This window comes from Eisenbergiella massiliensis (assembly GCF_003435485.1).
This window is the reverse complement of sequence record NZ_QVLV01000018.1, coordinates 67,895-91,550: the sequence shown is the minus strand read 5'-3', so window position 1 is coordinate 91,550 and position 23,656 is coordinate 67,895. Positions and strand designations below refer to the sequence as shown.

Here is a 23,656-nt window from a genome sequence, read left to right as displayed (position 1 = left end):
CCTGTCCCTCTTCCGCACTCTGTTCTATAGTAATAAGCCACGATTCCGTGAATCCTACTCCAATTCCTCCCTTCTCTTCACAGATTTCCGAATCGTCAGTACCGGCTCCATACTAATCCTAGATATTTGATTCTTTTGAATTTTACCTTCTATTTTCTTTATCAGCAGCTCGCACGCCGTTTTCCCCATATCCCGGATAGGGGTAGACATTGTAGTCAGAGGCGGATCCAAAACAGCCCCCAAATAAACCCCCTCATAACCGGCAATAGAAAAATCCTCTGGTATCCGGCAGCCCAAACTTTTCATATCCGCCAGAAAAGCCGCCGCCACCACATCGTTGCAGATAAAAAATGCTGTAGGAACTTTATCTGAATGCAGAAGCTCCATAAGCTCAGGATTCTTCTCCTCCACCGTTCTTCCGTCAAGGGAATTATCATAAGGGATTACCATGATTTCCTCAAATCCCTGACTCGTTTCTTCCATAGCTTTCTGATACCCTCTGCATCTATTCTTTACCTCGGAGGAATTTTTCAATCCCTTATCATATATGTAAGCAATTCTTTCATGCCCCTGTTCCAAAAAATAACGTGTCATGTCATATCCGCCTTTTAGATCATCACAGGTCACGTAATCACAATCCATATCCTCAAAATATTTCGTATAAAGAACAAAAGGGATTCCCTGTTCCTTCATCTTCTTATAATTTGTACTGCTCCCGCAATGAAATACGAGATATCCATCTATTCCCATTTCCTGGTATTTACGAATAATTTCCGTTTCCAGCTTCTTATCGCCTTCCGTCAATGCAATCGTCAGGGTATACCCCTTACCCATCGCATAGTCTGTAGCTCCTTTCAGAAACTGGTTATGATAATCATCATGCATATCGCCGCCCACTATCGCAGCAATCGTATACGTCCGCCCGTTTACCAGTCCTTTGGCAATTCGGTTGGGCACGTATCCCAACGTATCCGCAATCTCCTTTATCATATTGGTAGTTTCCCTGCTGATGGAAGGATCATTACGCAACGCAAGGGACACCGTCATTTTGGACACTCCCGCCTTATTAGCGATATCAATCAGTCTGACTCTATTTCCCATTGCCATTCTCCTTTACCGGTAAAATATAAATATAAAAAAATAGCCCATGATCCCACCTATTTATCTGTTTTTCATCCACTGAACATAATCAGCTTCTTTCTGCTTCCTTTGCATAATATCAAAGGTAAAGCAAATAATAAACAAGTTTCCCGGAATCACTGGCATGTATCCGCAGCATATGATATTTTTATTTTTCTCTGTTGTAGTAATCATAATCTATTTTATCGGTAAAGTCAATACCATACAAATTTAATTTTTTTATTTTCTGTGTATATTATTTCAATGCGGGGACATACTGTTAATATCATCGGAACCCCCTCCTTTGATGATTCATAAACCAGGCGGCTCTGCCGCCGGTTTATGATTACGCAAGATAAATAATTACTTATCCTCCCATTGCGGGGAGGATTCCTCCCCTAGTTCAAAGTCCCTCCTGCAGCAGCAGTGCTGTAGGGGGGACTTTGCTTTTCCGCCGCAAAAATTCACACAGTCTTCCCTTATTATCATCTGTTCTTAACTCCATAGAATACCTCCCCAAAAATTCTTTTCCACTTCCCTATCCCTCAATATTACACTTTGTTCTTTACCATATACCTTTCCCCCACTTCTATGTCCACTCCCGCATACCATTTCTTCATATTTTATAATAAAACCAAAGTACCGCAAGCGCAACACATACAGAAACCAGACATCAAAGAATAATTTGTAACAGTTCAAACAGGACTGCGCATTTACCGCGCAGGCCAGCGCTTCGCGCTGACCATAAGAAAGCGATCCAGGAATGCTGAAATCCATCACAAAAGGCCCTGGCCCTCCACACGAAAACATTGCTCTTTTTGTTGTATTGATATATCATAGGAGTAGAGCGTCCCACACACAGGGACCGCAAACTTGCAAAGTGAGGTATCACCTATGAAGCTTAACACAAAACGGACCATTCTGGTCGGTCTGGCCTTTCTGTCGATCAGCGCCTTCTGGCAGCTCTATGACAGCATCATCCCGCTGATTCTGAAAAACACCTTCCACATCAGCGACACCATTTCCGGCGGAATTATGGCGATTGACAATGTCCTGGCTCTTTTTATGCTTCCGTTTTTCGGAAGCCTGTCCGATAAGGTACATACGAAGCTGGGCAGACGTACGCCCTTTATCCTCTGCGGTACTGCGGCGGCGGTAATTGCCATGCTTTTCCTGCCCTTTGCGGATAATATCGGTTCCCTGGCCCTTTTTGTTGTGGCATTGTGCGTTACGCTGATTGCCATGGGCAGCTACCGTTCCCCTGCCGTTTCCCTGATGCCCGACGTTACGCCCAAGCCGCTGCGCTCCAAGGCGAATGCCATCATCAACCTGATGGGCGCGGTTGGCGGCGTGATTTCCCTGATCCTGATTTCCACGCTGGTACCGAAAACCGGCAAGCCCAATTACCTCCCCATTTTCCTGATCGTTGCACTGGTAATGGTTGCCGCGGTGCTGCTCCTTTTGTGGAAAATAAAAGAAAATCCACTGCGTGAGGAACGTGAGAAAATCGACCGTGATCTGGATATTGCAGAGGGTACGGTGGAAGAAACGCAAACCGCCAATGCCCCCATGCCTCCTGAAGTAAAAAGGAGCCTGATACTCATCCTGATTTCCGTTTCCTTCTGGTTCATGGGCTACAATGCGGTAACTACCGCTTTTTCCAAATATGCGCAGATTTACTGGGGAATCCAGGGCGGCGGCTTTGCCAACTGCCTGCTGGTTGCCACAATTGCAGCCATCTGCTCCTATATCCCTGTGGGAGCCATTGCTTCCCGCATCGGGCGTAAAAAAACGATTCTGGGCGGTATAGTGCTGCTTGCCTCCATGTTTGCCCTGGGCGCGACAGTAAAGGAATACCATGTATGGATCAACGGCCTGTTCGCCCTGGTTGGCGTGGCCTGGGCGGCCATCAATGTCAATTCCTATCCGATGGTGGTTGAAATGAGCAAGGGCAGCGATATCGGTAAATTCACCGGATTTTACTATACCTTTTCCATGGCGGCGCAGATCGTCACCCCTATTCTTTCCGGTTTCCTGCTCCAGCATGTAGGCTATCATACTTTGTTCCCTTATGCCGCGCTTTTCGTTACGGCAGCCTTCTTCACCATGCTTTTTGTAAAGCACGGCGACAGCAAGCCGATTCCGAAAAAAAGCAAGCTGGAAGCATTCGATGTAGATGATTAAAAAGCCATTGATGCAGATGATTAAGGAGATAAATGGAAATGGATAAAAAGAAGAAAACACCAAAGCAGATTGCGGCCCTTGTATGCGTGGGCCTGCTGCTCCTGCTCTATCTGGCAACGCTGGTGGTTGCATGCCTGAACTTTCCGGGTGCCGACCGCCTGTTCCAGGCCTGCCTGGTGGCAACGGTCGGGCTTCCCATCCTTTTGTGGATATATATCTGGCTGTTCGGCAAGATTAAGGAACGCAGGCAGGGTCAGGATAATTCCAACGGAAAATAAATACTGAAAAAAGAAAGCCAGGCTGCTATCCCATACCGCCTGGCTTTCCTTTTTGTTTTCGGGCAGAGCCTTGCCGCTCCGCCCGTTTTTACTGCTTTTTCCTGATACCTGTAAATCTCCTGACGAATCTATTTTACCGCAAATCAGTATATGCTGTCTACACCCAGCTGCAAAAGTTCCTCCTGCGCCTGCTTCAGGCTCCGGAAAAGGATGGTATGTATGCCCAGTCCGGCTGCCGTATCCAGATTGGACTGTATATCATCCAGGAACACGCATTCTTCCGCTTTCAGGCCATACCTGCCAAGCAAAAGCCTGTAAATCGCCGGATCCGGCTTGATAACTCCGTCCCGGTAGGAAAGGATGCCGCCGTCCACATATTCCAGGAAATCCATGGCATCCTCGTTGTCCCGTTTCACCTTATCGGAAAAATTGGAGAGGACAAGCACCTGATACCCTGCGCTTTTCAGCTTCTGAATCCAGGGGATCGCATAATCAGCCCTTGTTACAATGCCGTGAAGGCTGACAAAAATCTGGCGTATCTCCTTTTCCACGGTAGGATCATTGTTTATGAACCCGGCCAGCATTTCGTCATCGCTTAAAAAGCCCCTGTCAAACTCATGCCAGAACGGATTGTCCACCGTTGCCTTTCCCACCCTTTCCTCGGTTTCTGGCGGGAAACCGAAGCTGTGGATAAAATTTTTCCAGCCGAAAACCGTCAGCACGTTGCCTATGTCAAAAATAACCGTACGAATCATTCGCGTCCCTCTCTGCCTTATCTTCCCTGCGTAACAAATCCAGCACCTGCGCGCGGCTGGTTTCATGATAAAACACCTTGTATTACTCCAGCTCCTGCAGCATCCGTTTTTCCTGTTATCTGCAAAGAGCGCTCTGTCTGTAAATAATATCCTCTCTGCCGGGGCCGTTGCTCACCATAGTAATGGGATAGCCGATATGCGCTTCCACGAACTCAATATATTTTCTGCAGTTTTCAGGCAGTTCCTCATATTTCCTGATGCCCCGGATATCGCATTTCCAGCCGGGCAGCGTTTCCAGGACGGGCTTTGCTTTTTCCAGCTTCCAGGTGACCGGGAAGTCCTCCGTCACCGTGCCGTCCACCTCATATCCTGTGCACACCGGAATCTCATCCAGATAGCCCAGCACGTCAAGAACGGTAAAGGCCACGTCCGTAGTTCCCTGGAGACGGCAGCCATATCTGGAGGCCACACAGTCAAACCAGCCCATCCGGCGGGGACGTCCTGTGGTAGCGCCGTATTCTCCGCCGTCGCCGCCCCTGCGCCTGAGCTCCTCCGCTTCCTCCCCGAAAATTTCGGATACAAACGCGCCGGCGCCCACTGCGGAGGAATAAGCCTTGCATACGGTAACCACCTGCCTGATTTCATAGGGCGGAATACCTGCGCCGATAGCGCCGTAGGCGGCCAGCGTGGAGGATGAGGTTACCATGGGGTAAATTCCGTGATCCGGATCCTTCAGTGTTCCCAGTTGTCCCTCCAGGAGGATATTTTTCCCTTCTTTAATGGCTTTGTCCAGATAAGCGGAGGTATCGCATACGAAGGGAGCGATCATGTCCCTGTATTCCTGCAGGGTTGCATACAGCTCCTCCACATCCAGCAGAGGCTTGTGGTAAAGATGCTCCAGAAGCACATTTTTCGTTTCACATACACTGGCCAGTTTTCCTTTCAGGCCTTCCCCATCAAACAGCTCGCATACCTGGAAGCCGATTTTCGCATATTTGTCGGAATAAAAAGGGGCAATGCCCGACTTGGTTGAGCCGAAGGATTTTCCGCCCAGCCTTTCTTCCTCATATTGATCAAAAAGAATATGGTAAGGCATTACAATCTGCGCCCGGTCGGAAACAAGGATATTCGGCATGGGTACGTTTCTGTCCGTAATGGAATGTATTTCATTGATAAATACCGGAATGTTCAACGCAACGCCGTTTCCGATAATGCTCGTCGTATGTCTGTAAAAAACACCGGACGGAAGGGTGTGAAGCGCAAATTTGCCATAGTCATTGACAATCGTGTGTCCTGCGTTCGCACCGCCCTGGAATCGGATGATAATGTCTGCTTCCCTGGCCAGCATGTCCGTGATTTTACCTTTTCCTTCGTCGCCCCAGTTAGCGCCTACCACTGCTTTTACCATTTCTTATTCCTCCTGTTTCAAATCTGCGTCCCCGAAAGGACATCTGCCTGCCGCAGATTGGCAAAAGTGCCGCTCCACAACAAAAAAAGCGGGCTTTTACAAAACCATTTTTGTAAAAAACCCGCTTTCTGCGTCTTTTACTTTATGATTATATATTATTATTAACCATAAGTAAAATCAATATTTATTATGTAAGAAATAAGTACAGCTTATAGATTTACCTTTTTAAATCAGTCATAAAGGTTGGGAGCAACCTTGGGATCGTCCATGTTTTCAGCAGTATACCACTGGCATCCTGTATCAACATCACTTACGGGCTCGCCCTTGATGGCCTTTACACACAGCTCAACGGTTTTGTAGCCAATCTGCAGAGGATCCTGGGTAACAGCGCCTGCCAGCTTGCCTTCTCTGACTGCTGTTTTAATCAGCACGCCGGAGTCAAATGCAACGCCGACCACGTCCTTGCCCAGTTTGCCGATGTTTGCGTCACCGTTAATCAGACCTTCACCTGAGAACTGGTTGGAGCCATAGATGCAGATGGTGTCAGGCTTGTTTAACAGGTTCTGAGCGTCAACGGAAGAAAGGTCTGCACTTACGGATGCGGGAACTGCTACGTCGATGATAACATCTGCGCCGTCAACCTTGTTTGCCCATTTGTCATGGCCTTCTACGGAAACGGTCTTGCCGTCTGCTTCCAGAAGGGATTTCATCTTATCAACGAAGCCTGAGCCACGCTGTACGATGGATTCGGAGTTAGCTTCCTGGTTCATAACGCCGATTCTTACGGTGCCGGTTGCGGATGCAACTTTGTCTTTGATCAGCTTGTAGGTTTCATCAGCAGCCAGTTCGCCTGCTTTGTAGTTATCTGTTGCCGCATTGGCAACGATAGCGCCTTCGGGAGCACCGGGTACGCCAGAGTCAAAGCCGACAATCGGGATGCCTGCTTTCTGGATTTCCTTAATCGTATCCAGGCATGCTTCTGTATCAAGAGCTGCCAGGCCGATTGCGGGCGGATTGTTATTGAATGCGTTGTTCAGCATCTGTACCTGCTGTGCGATATCGGATTCGGTATCGGGTCCCTGGAAATCAATTTCCACGCCGTATTCCGCAGCAGCTTCATTTGCCCCCTGGAGCACTGCCTGCCAGAACTGATGCTGGAAGCCCTTGGATACCAGATAGATCTTTCCCGTAATTTCTGTAGAAGCCTGTGCTGTATCTGCCGCTGCTTCTGAAGAAGCAGGCTCTGCAGGCGCTTCTGATTTTGTCTCCGCGGGCGCCGGTGTGGACGCTGCAGGAGCCGTTGTGGAAGCATTGCTTCCGCAGCCTGCCAGCATGCTTGCTACCATAGCCGCACCCAATGCGATACTGAGTAATTTCTTTTTCATGTAAAACCCTCCTTTAAATTTGAAATACCCCCGGCTCTTCTTCCGCCGGTTTTGTAATCAAAAACCTTCATATCGTTCCTTTTTTGATATGACAGGCATTACAAACATTTTCTGTAACTGTCTGAAAGCTTCCTGTTTCTGCTCAGACTTTTTTCTTTTTCTGTCTGTTCATGACATCCATGAATACTGCGAACACCAGGACTACGCCGGTAACCGCCTGCTGCCAGTTGCTCTGCAGCCCCACAAAGGGAAGACCGGTTTTCAGCACGGACATGATAAACACACCAATCAGGGTACCGGAAATGGTTCCGTAGCCGCCGCTCATGGAAGTGCCGCCGATTACCACGCCTGCGATGGCATCCAGTTCGAAGCCGCCGCCCCCTCCGGGAAGGATGGTGGAATAGATGGAGGCATAGGCCAGGCCTGCCAGGCCTGCCAGCGTGCCGCTGATGATATAGGCAAGCGTTCTCCATTTTGCAATGTTAACGCCGGAAAGCCTTGTTGCTTCACTGTTGCTGCCCAATGCCACGATATAACGGCCGGGCCGGGTCTTATTGAGCAGGATGGACGCCAGGATGGCGATAACAATCAGGAGAATAAAACCGGTGGGAATCAAAATGCCGTTCTGGTTGATTTTGAAGATATTGCGGAACCAGCCTTCCGCCTGGCTGGACTGCGGCCAGGTAACGCTCTGCGCCTTGGTAAAAATGGAACCGAGGCCTTTGGAAAGCATCATGGAACCCAGCGTTGCGATAAAGGGAGGCAGATGCATGTAGGACACCATCAGGCCGTTCAGAAGCCCGAACAGGGCGCCGATGAAGATACACACTAAAAGCCCCAGGGCCACAGGCAGATGATACTTGGTGATCAGCTGTCCGGAAATCAATGCGGAACAGGTGAGCACGGTTCCAATGGAAAGATCGATGCCGTCCGAGGTGATGGCGAAGGTTACGCCGATTGCCATCAGACCGATATAATAAGAGGCATCAAAAATGTTGACCAGCGTTGCATAGGACCGGAATGCCGGATTGATGAACCCGAATACCAGGTACAGGATAATCAGGGCCAGTAAGGCGATCAGCCTCTGCGTCCCGATGGATTTTGTAAATTTCGCAAGGGGATTTTTCTTTACGGCCCCTCCCGTATTCGTTATTTTTGCCATGTTTTTCCTCCCTCTTTACATGCCTACCGTAGCGGCCTGCATGATTACTTCCTGTGAAGCCTTCTCTATCGGAATTTCCGCTGTTTTTCTTCCCTCGCACATAACCAGGACCCTGTCGCTCATGCGCAGGATTTCCGGCAGTTCGGAAGAAATCATGATAATGGACTTGCCTGAGGTGGCCAGTTCGTTCATCAGATGATAAATCTCGCTTTTGGCCCCCACATCGATACCTCTGGTCGGTTCATCGAAAATCAGGATATCACAGTCCCTTACCAGCCACTTGGCGATAACCACTTTCTGCTGGTTCCCGCCGGAAAGGCTGAGCGTGGGCGTGGTGACTGTGGGCGTCTTGGTATTCAGACGCTCCACATAGTCCTGTGCCGTGCTTTCCTCGCCCTTCTTATCTATAAACAAACCCTTCACAAATTTTTCCAGAGAGGCCATTGTGGTGTTTTCCGCAATGGTTTTATCCAGAACCACGCCGTAACGCTTTCTGTCCTCCGACAGGTAACCGATTCCTGCCTTCACTGCGTCCTGCGGGCTGTTGATTTCCACTTTTTTGCCGTTGACGTATATATCGCCGCCCTGCTTCTTATCCGCGCCGAAAATAACCCGGGCGGTCTCCGTCCTTCCCGCTCCCATCAGCCCTGAAAATCCCAGGATTTCTCCCTTTCTCAGTTCAAAGCTGATATCCTGCACCATTTTACCGGCCTGCAGATGTTCCACCTTCAGCACCACCGGCGCATTGTCCGGGACATTGCTTACGGACTTTGGTTCCTCATAAATTGTCCGCCCCACCATCATATTGATGATATCGTCCTTGGTACAGTCCTTGCTTATCAGGGTTCCCACATACTCCCCGTCACGCATGACAGTGACTCTGTCGGTAATGATCTTGATTTCATCCATACGATGGGATATGTAAATAATGCCGATTCCTTTTTCCCTTAAATCCCTGATGATTTTAAACAGCTCATTGATTTCCGAATCCGTCAGCGCCGCCGTAGGCTCATCAAATACCAGAACTTTTACCTCTTTGGAAATTGCCTTGGCGATTTCACACATCTGCTGTTTTCCTACGGTCAGATCACCCATCACCTGGGAAGGATCGATACTGATATTCAGCTTTTCAAACAGCTTCGCCGCCTCCTCATTCATCCGCTTGTCGTCTATGATTTTACCCTTCATATACTCCCGGCCGATGAATATGTTCTGAGCCACGGTCAGCTGCTGCATCATATTCAGCTCCTGATGCACAATAGCGATTCCCGCATCCTGGGCCTCCCGTGGATGCGTGAACTCCACTTCCTTCCCTTCATATATAATCTGTCCGCTGTCCTTGGAATAGATCCCGGTCAGAATTTTCATAAGCGTGGACTTGCCTGCCCCGTTTTCACCCATCAGGGCATGTACCTCGCCCCTGCGGACTTCCAGGCTGACTTTTTTCAGAGCATGAACGCCCGGAAAGGATTTATCGATATCCTTCATCGTCAGAATAACTTCCCCCACTTTTTCACCTTCCATCCCTTCTCATTAATTACTGCTTTCTTTCTCATCACTCAAGCCTATGTTTATAGTATAGTGGCATCTTCCCCAACACTAAATGTGATTTCTTACAAAAAAAGGGTAAAAATTTACTGTTCTGTAAATTTTTACCCTTTTTACACCACAAAAGCCACAAAAAAGTTCAATTTATTTGTTGATTCTTGCAACCGCTTTCACATTTTCCCCCTCTATTCTCCTTTAAAAGGGAAAAGCATTTCCTGGTTTTCGTCCAGGTACATGTTGTCACGGGTTATCAGTACGGAACCGGAGTCGATTTCCCTGGGCACTTTTTCACCGTTCAGCACCTTCACGGCGGTTTCCACCCCCAGATACCCCATTTTGAATGGATTTTGTATCACCATGCCCTGGAAAATTCCAGCCTCCAGCATTTTGATTTCTTCCAGGGAGCTGTCAAAGCCCACAAAACTGATTTCTCCTGCCAGGCCTTTATCCACGATGGCGCGGGCGGCACCGACGGCGGAGTATTCATTCAGCCCCACCACCACATCTACATCCGGATGCTTTTCCAGGACGCCCAGCATAAGCTGATAGGCCTTGTCATAGTTCGAATCACAGAAAACCACATCCGCAATTTTCCCCTGCTCCTCTCCCAACCCTTCCCGCAGGCCTTTTTCCCGTTCGATGGCCGTGGAAGAGTTTTTTACATGGGCGATTACGGCGATTTGGGAATCCGGTTTGAGGATCTCCCGCACATAAGAGCCCTGCAGCTGCCCCGCTTTGATATTGTCTGTGGAAATGATGCATTCTTCCACGTCCTCATTGATTTCCGAGTCAAGAAGGAGCAGGCGTATGCCGCTGTCCACAATCTTGCGGGCCAGCGGAGTGGTTTCCGTATAGCTGGCCGGCGTCAGGACAATAGCGTCCGGATGCTCTGAAATCGCCTGTTCGATCAGAATGTTCTGCATTTCATAATCGTCCTCAGCCTCCGGCGCACGGACGGACAGTTCCACGCCGTATTCCTGCGCCGCCGCTTTTGTCCCATCTATCAGCTGGGTCCAGAAATCGCTGTCGTCAATGATCTTGGAAATAAAAATAATGGAGTACGGCTCTTTTTTGGGTTCCTTGCGCATAAACGCCAGAAGCAAAACCACCGATACCGCCAGCAGAAGAAATATGGCCGACAGAAGTTTTTTCTTATTTATCTTCATTTGTTTCCTGCGCCTCCTCTTCCACAAACGGGATTTTTATCGTGGCTGCCGTTCCCTCGCCGGGGATGCTTTTGTAAAAAATCCCATATTCTATGCCGTAATAAAGCTGGAGCCGCATCTGTACGTTGCAGATTCCTATCCCTGATTTTTCTTCCCCATTCTTTGCATCAAAGATATGATCCAGCACTTCCTGCTCCATCCCCCTGCCGTTATCATATACGGTAAGGTAAATACAGCCATCCCGGTAGGTTCCGGTTATTTTTATCAGACCCTTTCCTTCCTTATATTTGATTCCGTGATAAATGGCATTTTCCACCACTGGCTGCAGCACCAGCTTGATGATCTGCTGGTTCATTATCCCCTCATCCACATCGATTTCGAATTCCATTTTGTCCTGGTAACGCATTTTCTGGATGGTCAGGTAGCTTGCGGCATAATCCACCTCACGCCTGATGGAAACAAGCTCGTCCTCATTGCTGATGCTCTGCCGCAGCAGCCTGGCCAGGGATGAGGTCATAAGCACTACCTCACTGTTCCTGCCGCCCTCCGCCATCCAGATGATGGAATCCAGCGTATTGTACAGAAAATGGGGATTGATCTGCGACTGCAGCGCCTTCAGCTCACTCAGGCGCTTCTGTTCCTGTTCGTAGATGTTCTGCTCCATCAGCTGCTGTATTTTGTATATCATTACATTGAAGGATTTTCCCAGGCCGGCGATTTCGTTATTTCCCTCCGTCTCTACCTGCGTCCCCTCAAAATTGCCGCGCTCTACCTCTTTCATGGAATTTTTCAGCCGTTCCAGAGGACGCGTAATCGCTGAGGAGAATACCACGCACAGCAGCACGGTTACCACCAGAAATCCTGCTGTGATAATAACATACAGCCGCTGTGCCTCGGAGCGCCCCTTCATAAGCTCCGCCATATCCGTTACGCCCACAATGCTCCAGCCGGTTTTCCCCGATATGGAAATGGTATAGAGCTTGCCGCCCGTCCCTTCTTTTTTCAGGAAATAGCCATCCTCGCATTCCAGCACTTCATCCACCATTTCTGTTTTCAGGGAGCTGTAGATAAGCTTCTGCTTGGGATGGTAAATGATTTTGCCATCAGGATCAATAATATAAATATAATCAGATCCGATGTTATTGCGCTCACACAGGTCTTCCAGCGCCTTATAGTTCAAATCGATGAAAAAAACGCCCACCGTTTCCCCCGTATCCGGGTTCTCGATTCCGCGGCTCATGGTAATTACCCATTTATAATTATCCTTAATCACATTCTGCACATGGGAGGAGGTGAGCCAGGTCCCGCCCTTGTCCCTCACCTTGCCGTACCAGTCCACACTGTACAGGGGAATGTTCACATTAAGGACATCGTTTCCATCATTGATGATTCCTTTATCCTCTTCGGAAACCACGGCAATATTGGAAATATCCTTCCGTGTTTCCAGTACCGTGGAAAACTGGGTCACAATCCTCCGGTACAGGTTGGGATCTCCCGCAGATTTTTTATCCAGCAGGTAGTTCTGCACATCGCTGCTGTGAGCCACCATGGAGGATATGTTTTCCATATAATCAATGTAGGAATCAATGTCCCTGGTCACCTGCCCGGTCAGGCGGGTGGTATAATCTATGGAATTATTTAATATCGTCCGTTCCGTATAGTTCAGGGATATAATGTAAAAAAAAGTGAGCGTTGCCACTATCAAAACGGAAAACACCGCCAGCATGTTGGTTCTGATGCTGGAAAAGGGCAGCTTTACCCGGCGGCCCCCCGCTTTCTCCTGCCGTTTCATCACATCCCCCTCTTTTCCCTGGCGTACTCTGTAGGTGATTTTCCCGTAGCCTTTTTAAAGGCGGCGCTGAAATAATGAGGATCTGAAAAACCTACCTTTTCAGCGATTTCATAATTTTTCAGAGCGGTGTTTTCCAGCAGCTCTCTCGCCTTCTGCATCCGTATGCCGGTAAGCGCCTCCATGAAGGTTTCCCCTGTGACGCTTTTAAAAATGGCGCTGAAACGGCTGGTACTGATATTCAGATAAGAGCATATCGAATTCAGTCCCAGTTCGTTTTCCCCATAATGTTTTTCTATGTAATCCATGGCAAGGAGCGCATATTTCTTCCCGCCGTCATTTTTCCCCGTATCCAGCATTTCCGCCGCTTTCCGGTAGTAGCCCTCCATCACGGAAAGCGCCTGTTCCAGGCTTACGGCGCTCATCATCCCTTCCAGCGCCCGTTCTTTTTCCCAGACGATGTCCTGCTCCTCCAGCTGAAAGGAACGCAGAAGCTCCGGAACCGCATCCAGCTGCTGCTGCAGATACATGTGCACCCTTTCCTTCGTCCAGCCGGCTGTGCGGACGCCTTTTTTCATTTTTCCCATGATCCGGGAAACAGCTTGGGTATCGCTGTGCTTGACGGCATCCAGGATTTCTTCCGCCGCCAGCTCCGTTTCCGTCTGTTCCCCTGTATGCTGACGGATATCCTCCATCACAAACAGGGACTCCTCCCCGAAAATATAGCGGCACTGAAGCGCTGCCAGCGCATCTTCATAGGAATGGAACAGATCCTGACGTTCTCTGATACAGCCGCCGATTCCGATATTGGTCTTCATTCCCAGGATTTCCTTCAGCCGTCCGTTGATCTCCTCCGCAATGGCCCGGCTTTCCCGGCAGAACTCCACCGGCTTATTGCTCTCCAGCAGGAGGACCGTGCGGTACTCCTTCCCCTGGAACACCTCTCCCGCGCCGTATTTTTCCACAATTTCCTGTGATACATTGTATACGACAAAGGCGATAAGGGCGCGTTCCTGTTTCTTCTTATCATCCAGGCTGTGCACATCCCTGTAGTCCTCTATCTCTATCACTGCGACCCGGAAAGCATTCCCCCAGAGGGTTATTCCCAATTCCTCCAGCTCCCTGTCATTTTCCTCACGTGTCTTGTCTCCCATGACAAGGCTCATGAGCACATCGGAGCGCACAAGGAGGTGGTTTTTGTGATAGGTGGTGCTCAGCCTGCCGATAAGCTCTTCATTTTTCCTGCGTTCATCTATTTTTTCACCGATTTGGATCAGCACCCCGGACAGCTCCGAAGCGGTGACCGGCTTGAGCAGATATTCGGACACCTGATATTTCAGGGCCTGCTTGGCATATTCGAATTCATCATAACCACTGAAAATGATGATCTTAATCTGCGGATATTCATGATAAAGGAATTCGCTCAGCTGGAGGCCGTCCATATATGGCATACAGATATCAGTCAGAACCACATCCACCTCATGGCCCTGCACATAGTCCCTTGCCTCCCTGCCGTCGGCGCAGACCGCAACCAGCTCATATCCCAGCTTTTCCCACGGAATATTAGCGCTTATTCCTTCTCTTGTTAAAATCTCATCATCCACCACAATCGCTTTTATCATAGTTCCCCCGGTATTCCGTCAGCCTTCCAAGTCCGCCCCATACGGACTTTTTGCCTGTCTTATCTTTATCATACCGGAAAAATATGGAAGTGTCTATGAAATGTTCTTTTTTCATCTTTCCATCTGAATCAAAGACCTCGCGGCAGTCGCCAAATATCCATGCAAGCATGGCTACTTGGCTCGTTGCTCGCAGGAATAAAAGCATTTATTGACTCACAACCACTTTTTTAATCTGCAGTAAACCTTTTCCTCAATCTCTTCTGCTATAGCTCTGGCTTTATAAGGATCAAGCTTTATATCCTCAGCAACAGCCAGCAAATCCTTTATTCCCGGATTTTCCCCATTTCCATTCACTGTTGTTGCATGTTCTCCGCCAATAGAATTACTGTATGTCAAGTCATATGCTGGTGATAGAACCCATTTTTTCTGACTTTCATCATAAAGGAATGAAAAATTTTTGGAATGGTCATCTCTGTTATGCGCAAAAACATTAAAACACATAAGACGATAAAGCTGCTCCAGCTGGCTATAATCATTCGTCAATTTCAAAGTAAGCTGCATCAGAATATTATAATCCAAATTAGGAATTCTATGAGATGTTTCCAGCAATGCGCTGACAGAAACCATATGAATCCTCTTTCCCCCATTTCTGTCAAATCTTTTAGTTGCGAAGTAACCCTGACAAAGCTTACTTGGCATCAACCGGGTCTCCTCCATCCTGATGCCGCATTCTTTTGCGCAAAGAGAATACTCATATTCCTGTACCCCTATGTTTCCCTTATCATAGGAAGACGCAAACTTCACTATCCATTCTTCTCCATCAATAATATAATTTACTTTGGGTCTTGCCCCGCCGGAAGAACCGCCTAATTGAAAAAGCTCATCAAGATTTTCACTATCATTCGATTTCATAATAGCCTCGCAGCCTTTGGCCAGGTCATCCAAAGATACGTCCTTATCATCGGAGACCAGCTTATTTTCAGGGTAATAAGTTAATGCTCCCATACCGGAGGATCCCACTATTGCCAAGCGGTTCAATGCATCTACCTTTACAGGATTCATACCTTCTTTTCGCAGCATCCTGTCCACCAGCAATCTTCCCCAACCATCCGGGAGGCTGTCTGCAAACACGCCAAAGGTTCCTTCAAACGGATCAAATCCTTTGGGAGTAAAAACCCCGGACTGAAGCGGCAGAGAGACCGGGCTGACCGAAAATCCGTTTCGCAGCCAATCCGCATCGTACTCAAAGGCTGTGAGCTTATCTTTTGTAACCGCAAGCGTCCCTACTTTTCGCTTATCCATAAATACAGACAACATTTTATTATCGTTCATTTAAGACCTCCTCAATGGACGCGTAGCCTTTTTTTGTAAACAGCCCGTCAAAGTCGTTTTCATACCCCAATGCAAATGCAATTTTTATGAGCGAAGATAATGATATCTCTCCGGTACGTTCAAAACGTTTTATGGATCCCAAACTCACATCCGAATATTTCGCCAGCTGTACCTGTGTTATTTTTTTCTCCTTTCTCCTTCTGCTCATACGGCCTGCAATATCTTTACTTATTTCTCCTGGTGATCTCAAAAAATCAAAGTTATTCATAGCTAATATTTTAACCTTTTTTGTAGTTTTAATCAATAAAAGATTAAGATATTATTCTTTTTTATTATTGTTCTGTTTCTGTTCACTCCGAAAACCAGTAACTGCATAAATCCAGTAAAAATTGCCTGCAGCAATGGGATTTATGCACTCTTGAATCACTTTCTTACATACTGTGCAGTAAATGCACAGTACTGAGTGAATAATAACATTCATCATCAGCCGCGGGATGTATCTGCAGCCGGTTCCCGATCCTGGAACCGCTTCAGCTGGGCATTCAGCTTTTTGACCTTTTTATCCGCCGCAAGCCAAAGGATGCCCTCCGCAGCCAGGCAGACAGCCAAAACCATTATCATAAAGGGTAAAAGCGTACTGAAATCCGTCCCTCCCAGGAAAAATACGATGCCAACCATTATCGCTTCTATCAAAATAAGCTGTATGATTTTGCGGAGAAGCATCTGCTTCACTGTAAGCTCTTTTCTGCTGTAGAGCACGGCTGAGGGCAGAATCCCCAGAAAACCGTAGAACACCGGGAACAGAAGGGCCTCATAGCCAAACCTGGTATCCGGGGCATAGATCATCCCCATAAAGGCCATCCCCAGGTTTATGCAGGTTACCACGACAAAAAAACTGATAAACACCTGTCCCATAAATTCCTTTTTACTCATTTTGCAGCCTCGCTTTCAACGCATTTACATATTTTCTGGAAATAATGATGTCCTCGCCGTTCGTCAGCCTTGCGGAGAGCCGCCCGTTCAGGCCGGGGCGCAGGTACGAAACCCGCATCAGGTTCACCACCGCCGTTCTGGAGCAACGGAAGAATTCCCCGGAGCAATAGTTTTCTTCAAAGGTATATAGTTTCATTTTAAGCTCGTACACATTTTTTTCCGTATAAATATACAGGCGGTTGTCCACGGCTTCCGCATAATATACGTCCGAAAGCGGTATGCAGTACATTCTGTCCGCGTCATAGCCCTCCAGCTTTTCCTGGCGCAGCTTGACGAAGCGCTCTATTTCCCGTATACTTTCCGTCACCTCATGGCATTGGATCAGGACCTGTTCTTCTTTTTCCCGGCCAATCTGTTCCACCGTTACGCGCATTGCCTGTTCCCGGATCCGCTGCTGACAGGCGCTGCCGCAGTCAGGCGAATCCTTTCCTTTTCTGATTTTTAAATGAGTCTTCCTGTGCAGGCCTTACAGCATCTGTTCCGCCTGCGGTACGGTTATGCGTGGCTGCGACTGCATGCGGGCCTCAAGTGGGCCAGGGATCGGAGGCATACCGGCAGGCTGCCGGAAGACTGCCGGAGGACTGTGCTGTTTCTGGTTTCTAATACGTTTCCTGTAGAGAAAGCGTTCCCTGTCCCTTCAGATAATAATCAAAATAATCCCTGATGATTCCGTTCATCGTGACCAGACATTCCCCCGCATCCCTCGTTCCGGTCCCAAGCAGCGCTGCCAGCGGCGGGGAAAAAAGAGGAAGATCCGTAAAATTCATATGCCCGGCATCGGTAAACTGAATCTCTCTTCCATCCTTTGCCAGTGACAAAATTACATGATTCACATATTGATCGCCGTATTTCTGCCCCTGCTCATAATGTTCGGAGGTATCGATGCATAAAAGGGGAACCGGGTAAGGCTCCGTGTTCATCTGGTATTTTCCGTCCGCAAAGCCGGTTTCCTCGCCCAGCATAGTCCCGTCCAGATCGATGACGGCCCGCACCTGCGGCCGTTCCCGTCCAGCCGTCACCGCAGCCGCGCCCCCAAGGGAATGTCCGAAAAGCCCAATATTGTCAGGATCCGTTATGGAAAAAGGAAGCGGCGCGTCCTCTTCTCCACAAAGCCTTGTTATCTCATCCATTACAAAGTTCAAATCATCTGTCCGCAGCCGAAGCCAGGGTCTGGTCACCCGAAAGTTTTCTTCTTCCGGCATGCCGTCTCCATTTATTCGGGAAATATCGCTCATAAACTGCTTATCCACAATAATCACTTCCCCATCATCCAGCTCTGAAAAAATCGCATGATAGGGGTGCTCCACACTGCATACCACATATCCGTTGGAGGCAAGCTCGGTATAGGCCGAATAATTGCTCATCCTGTACCCGAAGGCACCATGGGAAAACACGATCAGCGGGAAGTTTTCCCCCTCCCCGGAAACAGGATACCAAAACTGCACCGCCACCCGCCTGGACGAACCGTCGGAGCAGAATTCCTCCTCCCTCGCATCATCTATCCAGGTAAAGCTTACCGTCTCGTAAGCGTAGCCGCCGGTTACAGGCAAAGGTATCACAGGCGGGAACAAAAGGGCCGGTATCATGCAGAGGAACAAAAGCAATAGATGAACAGGAAGGGCCGACGGATGGTATTTTGCCGCCTTTCTTATTTTGCCGTCCTTCTTTTTTCCCTCAGGAAAAAGGAAGTAAGCAGATATAAGGCCGCACACAAGATAAATGCCCGGAAACAGCCAGGCTGTATCAAGGGGCAGCCCACCAAATATGACAAGCAGCAGGAAAAACAGGATTTCTGCGGTAATAAAACCCATTTGAACCACCGGTATGCGCTTCCTTTTGCCAAAAAAGATGCCTTCCTTTACCAACTCCGCTATAAACAAAATTGCCAGAAAAAAATAACTCATGCCACTCCTTCATTGCCGCTTTCTGTCCGGCCGACCGACTGATTTTTAATGTCTGCTGTCAGTATAGGGCAGGAAAAGCGTATCCGCAATGCGCAGGGAAGCGGAATGCAGAAATGGAGCGTGAAATGCATATTCATATTTTAAGTTGGAAGGCGCTGCTTTGTAAATTACATAACATCCACTGTTTCTATTGCCAATGTATCCAGATGTTTTAGCAGCATCTCCTTTGTAATGACGCATAGTGCCAGCCAGGAGGCTTTTTTCTTTTCATCTTTCTCGCTTATTATATGGTTTTCATGGTAAAATTTTGAAAAGGCCACTGCTATCTGGTAAGCATTTTCACAGACAATATTGGGGGCTTTCTCATGAAAGGCGTTTATAAAAGCGCTGCCGCTGAGTGCAATTTTTAACAATAATTCTCTTTCACTTTCTGAATAAACTCCCTGCAGTTTTACCTTTCCGCAGTTGATGCCGGTTTTCCTGAGGATTGAATTGATACGGGCAACCGTATATAGAAGATAGACGCCTGTTTTGCCCTCCGATGCCATAAATTTATCCGTATCAAAAACGTAGTCCTTGGAATAGTGGTTAATTAAGTCACCGAATTTCACCGCGGCTATCCCTATTTTCTCCGCTGCGGCTTTTTTGTCCGCCTCCGCTATATTATCTGATGATTTTAATTTTTCATAGGAACAGGCTGTTACCGAATCCAGCAGCTCTGACAGCTGCATTACTCCACCGTCCCTGGTTTTAAACGGCTTGCCGTCTTTTCCGTTTACCGTTCCAAAACACAGATGGGCAAGCTCCGTGCTTTCTGGTATCAGCGCTGCCTTCCGGGCGACACGGAATACCTGGGTAAAGTGTAAATTCTGCCTGAAATCTACGACATACCATATTTTATCCGGTCTGAAATCCTTTTCCCGCTGTATAATCGCTGCAATATCTGTCGTCACGTATCCTTCCGAGCCGTTGGATTTCACAATAATCGCAGGCGGGACCGGAGCTTTGTCATTCTCCTTCGCCACCTCTACAACCTGTGCGCCTTCGCTTTTTACAAGCAGGTTCCGGTCCGTTAACAGCTGTAACAGCTGAGGCACATATTTACTGGAATCACTTTCCCCATACCAGTAATCAAAGGAAACGTCCAGTCTTTGAAAGGTTTTTCTGATTTCCTTTACAGATACCTCAACCATGTTACGCCAGATTTTTGTGTAATGTGTATCTCCTTTTTGAAGCCGGGCTGTTATCGTTCTTGCTTTTTCAAGAAAGACCTCATTTGTTTTACTTTTCCGGCTTGCGGCCGGATAGATTTCATTTAATAAATCCGCTGTAAGCGTGGGCAATGTATCTGCGTATCTTTCCTCCAGCGCTGCAAGGACCAGCCCCATCGGCAGGCCCCAATCCCCCAGATGGACATCCCCAACCGCTTTCCTGCCGGTCGCTGTAATGATTCTTTTTAAGGCTTCCCCGATGATGGCAGAACGCAGGTGGCCGACATGAAGCGGTTTGGCAACATTGGGATTTCCGTAATCAAGCACTATGGTTTCCTCAGCTTCCGCCTGAGGGATCCCCTTAAATTTGTCATGGTACATTTGTTCGACATAGTCCGCAAGGAATTCATCCTGCACGCTTATATTGATAAAACCCGGCCGGACCACTTCTATTTTATGGATATAAATGCAGCCGGTTATCTGATTTGCAACCTCTTGCGCAATCGTCAAAGGTGCTTTCTTATACCTTTTCGCTCCGGCCAGCGCGCCGTTGCATTGAAACTGGCACAGGTCAAGTCTGTCGGAAATGCTGACCTTACCGAGTGATTCATCATAACCGCACTTTGAAAATGCATTCATAAATACTGCTGATAACAGCTCTGTTAATAATTTCATACTTGCTCCCTTCTGCGCAGCAGAGCGTGTTTGGAAACTGCCCCTGCGCTTTCAAATGCTTCTGCAGCCCGCCGGGGCGGCACCGGACTACTTCCGGCATAAATACTGCACAGCTTCAATTATTTAGTTTTCAATTGCAATAAAAAAGCACCGACAGGCTGTGTGTGCCCGACAGTGCTTTGAAAATAAATATAATCCAACTCACTTTCTATAGGCACACAGCAAATTAAGCCTGTACCTATAAAGATACAAGCTTCATCGTCTGCGTCGAATGGAAAGTGAGAATAATTGACTCATAATTCGCTCCTTTGTAAGTTATAATGTCTATTTATAGCATGAATTATCCGGTATTGCAATTACTTTTTTATGTTTTAGTTTTTTATTCACGTTTTGTACCGGAGGCCGGGGTCTTTTTTCGCAGAATATCCAGCGTATGGTGGCTTGCCCCTATCAGATCCTGTCTTTCACAGACCGCCAGATGGTATTTCATATAGATGCCAAATTGTTCATCGTTCATATTGTCTATGACAGGGCGCATATATCCGGTTGCGCCATCAGTGGCTGTCAGGCAGATCCGTTCCGCCTGTACAGATTGGTTCAGTTCCGCAATATCCTCTGTCCGCACCAGTGCAAACAGATCCTCCGGCTGCGCGGTAAAATGGAAATTCTCCGTCAGCTTTCCTTTCTCCAGGCAGTCGTAAATGGTTCCCCGGGCAAACAGTTCTCCCACCACGGTTGGATCATTCATGCAGTAGGCGATATACAGAATCCCGTTTTCACGGGTTACCCGTGCAGCTTCCTCCAGTGCTTTCTTCCTGTCGTCCTGCGTAAAAAGATGATACATCGGCCCGAGAAGAAGGGTTATGTCAAACGTATTCTCCTGATAGCGGGACAAATCCAGGGCATCTCCCTGTACTGCCTGAAGTCTCATGCCATCCTCCGTTTTTGATCGCAGGATATTCAGGTTGTGTTCCAGAAGTTCCACCGCATCTACCCGGAAGCCTTCTTTCGCCAATGCAAGGGAATAGCGCCCGGTTCCGGCTCCCACCTCTAAAATACGCATTCCCTGCTCCAGAAATTTATGGATGTATTTCATTGTCGTCAGATATTCCACCAGGCCGTGCTTTGCAGCAGACAGACGGGCATCTTCCCGGTAACTGCCGTAGTACTGCCTCAGGTAACCATTTTTATCCATATATTATCGCTCCCATTTTGTATGTAATTATAATGGAACTGCGCATGGAAGTCTTTATATATAATGACAATTCTGCACTGCGTTGTCTGTCAGTCAAATAAATCTTTAAGATCTGCCGCCACCGGCTCTACAGCTCTTTTTCCTGCCTGTTTATTTTCTTTCTTACGTTCCGATTTCCATTTCCGTTCCTCATACATATCCCGGCTCCAGACTTTAACCGGGGCTTTCCACATTTCCTTTTTATTCCAAAGAAGGCTCTGCCGCCGCAGAGCCTCTTCTTATCTTATCCTTATCCTGTAAACCGCTATTACACATTAATTTCCGCTTTCACGCCCAGCAGTTCTTTATTTTCCTCAAGCACAGGCCCGATTACATCCTTCAGGAAGCTTTCCACCTGTGCCGGGGCACAGCCAATATATTTGGAAGCGTCCATGGTTTCGGCCAGTTCTTCAGCGGTAGTCATAAACATGGGTTCCTGTGCGATGAGCTCCAGCAGGTTATTGTCTTTACCCTCCGCTTTCACCCGCCTGCCGGCTTCCATGGACAGTTCCCGGATTTTTTCATGCAGCTCCTGGCGGTCGCCGCCTTTTTTCACCGCATCCATCATAATATTTTCCGTTGCCATAAAAGGCAGTTCACTCATAAGCCGTTTTTCAATGACCTTCGGATATACCACCAGGCCGTCCACCACATTCAGGCACAGATCCAGGATGCCGTCCACAGCCAGGAAGCCTTCCGGCACGCTCAGCCGCTTGTTGGCGGAATCATCCAGGGTACGTTCAAACCACTGGGTCGCAGAGGTAATCGCCGGATTGAGCGCATCCGCAATCACATAGCGGGAAAGGGACGCAATCCGTTCACTGCGCATGGGATTTCTCTTATAAGCCATGGCCGAGGAACCGATCTGGTTCTTCTCGAAAGGTTCCTCCACTTCCTTCAGATGCTGGAGAAGCCGGATGTCATTGGACATCTTGGTGGCGCTTGCCGCGATTCCCGCCAGCACGTTGAGCACTCTTGTATCTATTTTACGGGAATAGGTCTGCCCGGATACCGGATAGCAGGCCTGAAAGCCCATTTTTTCCGCAATCATGGGATCAAGCGCATTTACCTTGTCCATATCGCCGTCAAACAGCTCCAGGAAAGAGGCCTGTGTTCCCGTAGTTCCCTTGGAGCCAAGCAGCTTCATAGTGGAAAGCACATAATCCAGATCCTCCAGATCCAGGTAAAATTCCTGCATCCACAGGGTTGCGCGCTTGCCTACCGTTGTGGGCTGGGCCGGCTGGAAATGGGTGAATGCCAGGGTGGGCAGATCCTTATATTTTCCGGCAAAGGAAGCAAGCTCCGCCAGCACGTTCACAAGCTTCTTTTTCACCAGCTTCAGCGCTTCCGTCATCACAATGATATCCGTGTTGTCACCCACATAGCAGGAGGTAGCCCCCAGATGGATAATCCCCTTCGCCTTCGGGCACTGCACGCCGTAAGCATAAACATGGCTCATAACATCATGGCGCACCTCTTTTTCCCTTGCTTTGGCAACCTCATAGTTGATATCCTCCGCATGGGCCTTTAATTCTGCAATCTGCTCCTCCGTAATGGGAAGGCCCAGCTCCTTTTCCGTCTCCGCCAGGGCGATCCACAGCCTTCTCCAGGTGCGGAATTTCATATCCGGGGAAAAAATGTACTGCATTTCCCTGCTCGCATAACGCTCCGAAAGCGGGCTTACATATCTGTCCATATTATCACTCATAAACGGCAACTCCTTTATACTCAGATTGTTCCGTCAGGACAGCCTGTCCTGAAACCTTCTGCTTTTCATTTACTGAACAATTATCCTGCACATACCCTTCCCGCTGCAAAATGCCTGACCTTGCTGCCATGATTTCCCCGGGAAAGAACAGCATAACTGAAACAAGTATATCTCACCGCTTTT

21 protein-coding genes are annotated in these 23,656 nt (G+C 48.2%); 2 read left to right on the top strand and 19 right to left on the bottom strand.

Annotation, left to right across the window (positions count from 1 at the left end):
* Positions 1–54 precede the first annotated feature (54 nt).
* Positions 55–1,101, bottom strand: coding sequence for a LacI family DNA-binding transcriptional regulator (locus tag DXC51_RS21095; RefSeq protein ID WP_025491272.1), 1,047 nt, complete (start codon positions 1,099–1,101; stop codon positions 55–57).
* Between the two features lie 912 nt (positions 1,102–2,013).
* On the opposite strand from DXC51_RS21095, the gene DXC51_RS21085 reads away from it, so the two are divergent.
* Together DXC51_RS21085 and DXC51_RS21080 are read left to right on the top strand one after the other, a co-directional pair.
* Positions 2,014–3,303, top strand: a complete 1,290-nt coding sequence (locus DXC51_RS21085) for an MFS transporter (RefSeq protein ID WP_025491271.1) — start codon at positions 2,014–2,016, stop codon at positions 3,301–3,303.
* A 38-nt stretch (positions 3,304–3,341) separates the two neighbouring features.
* Complete coding sequence (locus tag DXC51_RS21080) at positions 3,342–3,581, top strand: hypothetical protein (protein ID WP_025491270.1); 240 nt, start codon at positions 3,342–3,344, stop codon at positions 3,579–3,581.
* 143 nt (positions 3,582–3,724) lie between these two features.
* Here the strand turns inward: DXC51_RS21080 and DXC51_RS21075 are convergent, their stop codons facing one another.
* The 18 genes from DXC51_RS21075 to DXC51_RS29630 all read right to left on the bottom strand — a co-directional run bounded on the left by DXC51_RS21075 (position 3,725) and on the right by DXC51_RS29630 (position 23,603).
* Positions 3,725–4,336 carry an HAD family hydrolase gene (locus tag DXC51_RS21075; protein ID WP_025491269.1) on the bottom strand — a complete coding sequence of 204 codons (612 nt, stop codon included), beginning with the start codon at positions 4,334–4,336 and terminating at the stop codon, positions 3,725–3,727.
* Positions 4,337–4,451: 115 nt separating this feature from the next.
* Complete coding sequence (locus tag DXC51_RS21070) at positions 4,452–5,744, bottom strand: adenylosuccinate synthase (protein WP_025491268.1); 1,293 nt, start codon at positions 5,742–5,744, stop codon at positions 4,452–4,454.
* Positions 5,745–5,974: 230 nt separating this feature from the next.
* Positions 5,975–7,129: a substrate-binding domain-containing protein gene (locus DXC51_RS21065; RefSeq protein ID WP_021637315.1), complete on the bottom strand. Its 1,155-nt coding sequence runs from the start codon at positions 7,127–7,129 to the stop codon at positions 5,975–5,977.
* A gap of 142 nt (positions 7,130–7,271) precedes the next feature.
* Complete coding sequence (locus DXC51_RS21060; protein ID WP_021637314.1) at positions 7,272–8,291, bottom strand: ABC transporter permease; 1,020 nt, start codon at positions 8,289–8,291, stop codon at positions 7,272–7,274.
* A 15-nt stretch (positions 8,292–8,306) separates the two neighbouring features.
* Positions 8,307–9,800: a sugar ABC transporter ATP-binding protein gene (locus tag DXC51_RS21055; RefSeq protein WP_035322424.1), complete on the bottom strand. Its 1,494-nt coding sequence runs from the start codon at positions 9,798–9,800 to the stop codon at positions 8,307–8,309.
* Positions 9,801–10,024: 224 nt separating this feature from the next.
* On the bottom strand, positions 10,025–11,005 hold the full coding sequence (locus DXC51_RS21050; protein WP_025491266.1) for a substrate-binding domain-containing protein: 981 nt from the start codon (positions 11,003–11,005) through the stop codon (positions 10,025–10,027).
* On the bottom strand, positions 10,992–12,797 hold the full coding sequence (locus DXC51_RS21045) for a cache domain-containing sensor histidine kinase (protein WP_117545353.1): 1,806 nt from the start codon (positions 12,795–12,797) through the stop codon (positions 10,992–10,994). The genes DXC51_RS21050 and DXC51_RS21045 overlap by 14 nt, the downstream gene beginning before the upstream one ends.
* Complete coding sequence (locus DXC51_RS21040; RefSeq protein ID WP_117545352.1) at positions 12,797–14,416, bottom strand: response regulator; 1,620 nt, start codon at positions 14,414–14,416, stop codon at positions 12,797–12,799. Before DXC51_RS21040 ends, DXC51_RS21045 begins: the two co-directional genes overlap by 1 nt.
* Positions 14,391–14,585, bottom strand: coding sequence for a hypothetical protein (locus DXC51_RS21035; protein ID WP_025491264.1), 195 nt, complete (start codon positions 14,583–14,585; stop codon positions 14,391–14,393). The genes DXC51_RS21040 and DXC51_RS21035 overlap by 26 nt, the downstream gene beginning before the upstream one ends.
* A 44-nt stretch (positions 14,586–14,629) precedes the next feature.
* A complete protein-coding gene (locus DXC51_RS21030) occupies positions 14,630–15,748 on the bottom strand; it encodes a type II toxin-antitoxin system HipA family toxin (protein WP_021637308.1) in 1,119 nt (372 codons plus the stop codon).
* A complete protein-coding gene (locus DXC51_RS21025) occupies positions 15,738–15,956 on the bottom strand; it encodes a helix-turn-helix domain-containing protein (protein WP_243003244.1) in 219 nt (72 codons plus the stop codon). Before DXC51_RS21025 ends, DXC51_RS21030 begins: the two co-directional genes overlap by 11 nt.
* Before the next feature lie 275 nt (positions 15,957–16,231).
* Complete coding sequence (locus DXC51_RS21020; protein WP_117545351.1) at positions 16,232–16,681, bottom strand: DUF3021 family protein; 450 nt, start codon at positions 16,679–16,681, stop codon at positions 16,232–16,234.
* A complete protein-coding gene (locus DXC51_RS21015) occupies positions 16,674–17,114 on the bottom strand; it encodes a LytTR family DNA-binding domain-containing protein (RefSeq protein WP_102289661.1) in 441 nt (146 codons plus the stop codon). The genes DXC51_RS21020 and DXC51_RS21015 overlap by 8 nt, the downstream gene beginning before the upstream one ends.
* Positions 17,115–17,340: 226 nt before the next feature.
* On the bottom strand, positions 17,341–18,645 hold the full coding sequence (locus DXC51_RS21010) for an alpha/beta hydrolase family protein (protein ID WP_117545350.1): 1,305 nt from the start codon (positions 18,643–18,645) through the stop codon (positions 17,341–17,343).
* Positions 18,646–18,812: 167 nt separating this feature from the next.
* The gene (gene argS / locus DXC51_RS21005; RefSeq protein WP_117545349.1) at positions 18,813–20,531 is read right to left on the bottom strand and encodes an arginine--tRNA ligase; all 1,719 of its coding nucleotides are present in this window, start codon (positions 20,529–20,531) and stop codon (positions 18,813–18,815) included.
* 379 nt (positions 20,532–20,910) lie between these two features.
* Entirely contained in the window at positions 20,911–21,726 is an 816-nt protein-coding gene (locus DXC51_RS21000) for a class I SAM-dependent methyltransferase (RefSeq protein ID WP_117545348.1), read from the bottom strand.
* Positions 21,727–22,033: 307 nt separating this feature from the next.
* Positions 22,034–23,473: an adenylosuccinate lyase gene (gene purB, locus DXC51_RS20995; RefSeq protein WP_181970151.1), complete on the bottom strand. Its 1,440-nt coding sequence runs from the start codon at positions 23,471–23,473 to the stop codon at positions 22,034–22,036.
* Positions 23,466–23,603, bottom strand: a complete 138-nt coding sequence (locus DXC51_RS29630; RefSeq protein WP_162162505.1) for a hypothetical protein — start codon at positions 23,601–23,603, stop codon at positions 23,466–23,468. The genes purB and DXC51_RS29630 overlap by 8 nt, the downstream gene beginning before the upstream one ends.
* Positions 23,604–23,656: the final 53 nt, after the last annotated feature.

Coding starts and splice junctions, on each gene's coding strand:
- DXC51_RS21050 (WP_025491266.1), bottom strand. CDS start 11,005: ATGAAGATAAATAAGAAAAAACTTCTGTCGGCCATATTTCTTCTGCTG.
- DXC51_RS21085 (WP_025491271.1), top strand. CDS start 2,014: ATGAAGCTTAACACAAAACGGACCATTCTGGTCGGTCTGGCCTTTCTG.
- DXC51_RS21070 (WP_025491268.1), bottom strand. CDS start 5,744: ATGGTAAAAGCAGTGGTAGGCGCTAACTGGGGCGACGAAGGAAAAGGT.
- DXC51_RS21015 (WP_102289661.1), bottom strand. CDS start 17,114: ATGCGCGTAACGGTGGAACAGATTGGCCGGGAAAAAGAAGAACAGGTC.
- DXC51_RS21035 (WP_025491264.1), bottom strand. CDS start 14,585: ATGCTTGCATGGATATTTGGCGACTGCCGCGAGGTCTTTGATTCAGAT.
- DXC51_RS21065 (WP_021637315.1), bottom strand. CDS start 7,129: ATGAAAAAGAAATTACTCAGTATCGCATTGGGTGCGGCTATGGTAGCA.
- DXC51_RS21040 (WP_117545352.1), bottom strand. CDS start 14,416: ATGATAAAAGCGATTGTGGTGGATGATGAGATTTTAACAAGAGAAGGA.
- DXC51_RS21010 (WP_117545350.1), bottom strand. CDS start 18,645: ATGAGTTATTTTTTTCTGGCAATTTTGTTTATAGCGGAGTTGGTAAAG.
- DXC51_RS21045 (WP_117545353.1), bottom strand. CDS start 12,797: ATGAAACGGCAGGAGAAAGCGGGGGGCCGCCGGGTAAAGCTGCCCTTT.
- argS (WP_117545349.1), bottom strand. CDS start 20,531: ATGAAATTATTAACAGAGCTGTTATCAGCAGTATTTATGAATGCATTT.
- DXC51_RS21060 (WP_021637314.1), bottom strand. CDS start 8,291: ATGGCAAAAATAACGAATACGGGAGGGGCCGTAAAGAAAAATCCCCTT.
- DXC51_RS29630 (WP_162162505.1), bottom strand. CDS start 23,603: ATGGCAGCAAGGTCAGGCATTTTGCAGCGGGAAGGGTATGTGCAGGAT.
- DXC51_RS21025 (WP_243003244.1), bottom strand. CDS start 15,956: ATGAGCAGAAGGAGAAAGGAGAAAAAAATAACACAGGTACAGCTGGCG.
- DXC51_RS21080 (WP_025491270.1), top strand. CDS start 3,342: ATGGATAAAAAGAAGAAAACACCAAAGCAGATTGCGGCCCTTGTATGC.
- DXC51_RS21030 (WP_021637308.1), bottom strand. CDS start 15,748: ATGAACGATAATAAAATGTTGTCTGTATTTATGGATAAGCGAAAAGTA.
- DXC51_RS21075 (WP_025491269.1), bottom strand. CDS start 4,336: ATGATTCGTACGGTTATTTTTGACATAGGCAACGTGCTGACGGTTTTC.
- DXC51_RS21020 (WP_117545351.1), bottom strand. CDS start 16,681: ATGAGTAAAAAGGAATTTATGGGACAGGTGTTTATCAGTTTTTTTGTC.
- purB (WP_181970151.1), bottom strand. CDS start 23,473: ATGAGTGATAATATGGACAGATATGTAAGCCCGCTTTCGGAGCGTTAT.
- DXC51_RS21000 (WP_117545348.1), bottom strand. CDS start 21,726: ATGGATAAAAATGGTTACCTGAGGCAGTACTACGGCAGTTACCGGGAA.
- DXC51_RS21095 (WP_025491272.1), bottom strand. CDS start 1,101: ATGGGAAATAGAGTCAGACTGATTGATATCGCTAATAAGGCGGGAGTG.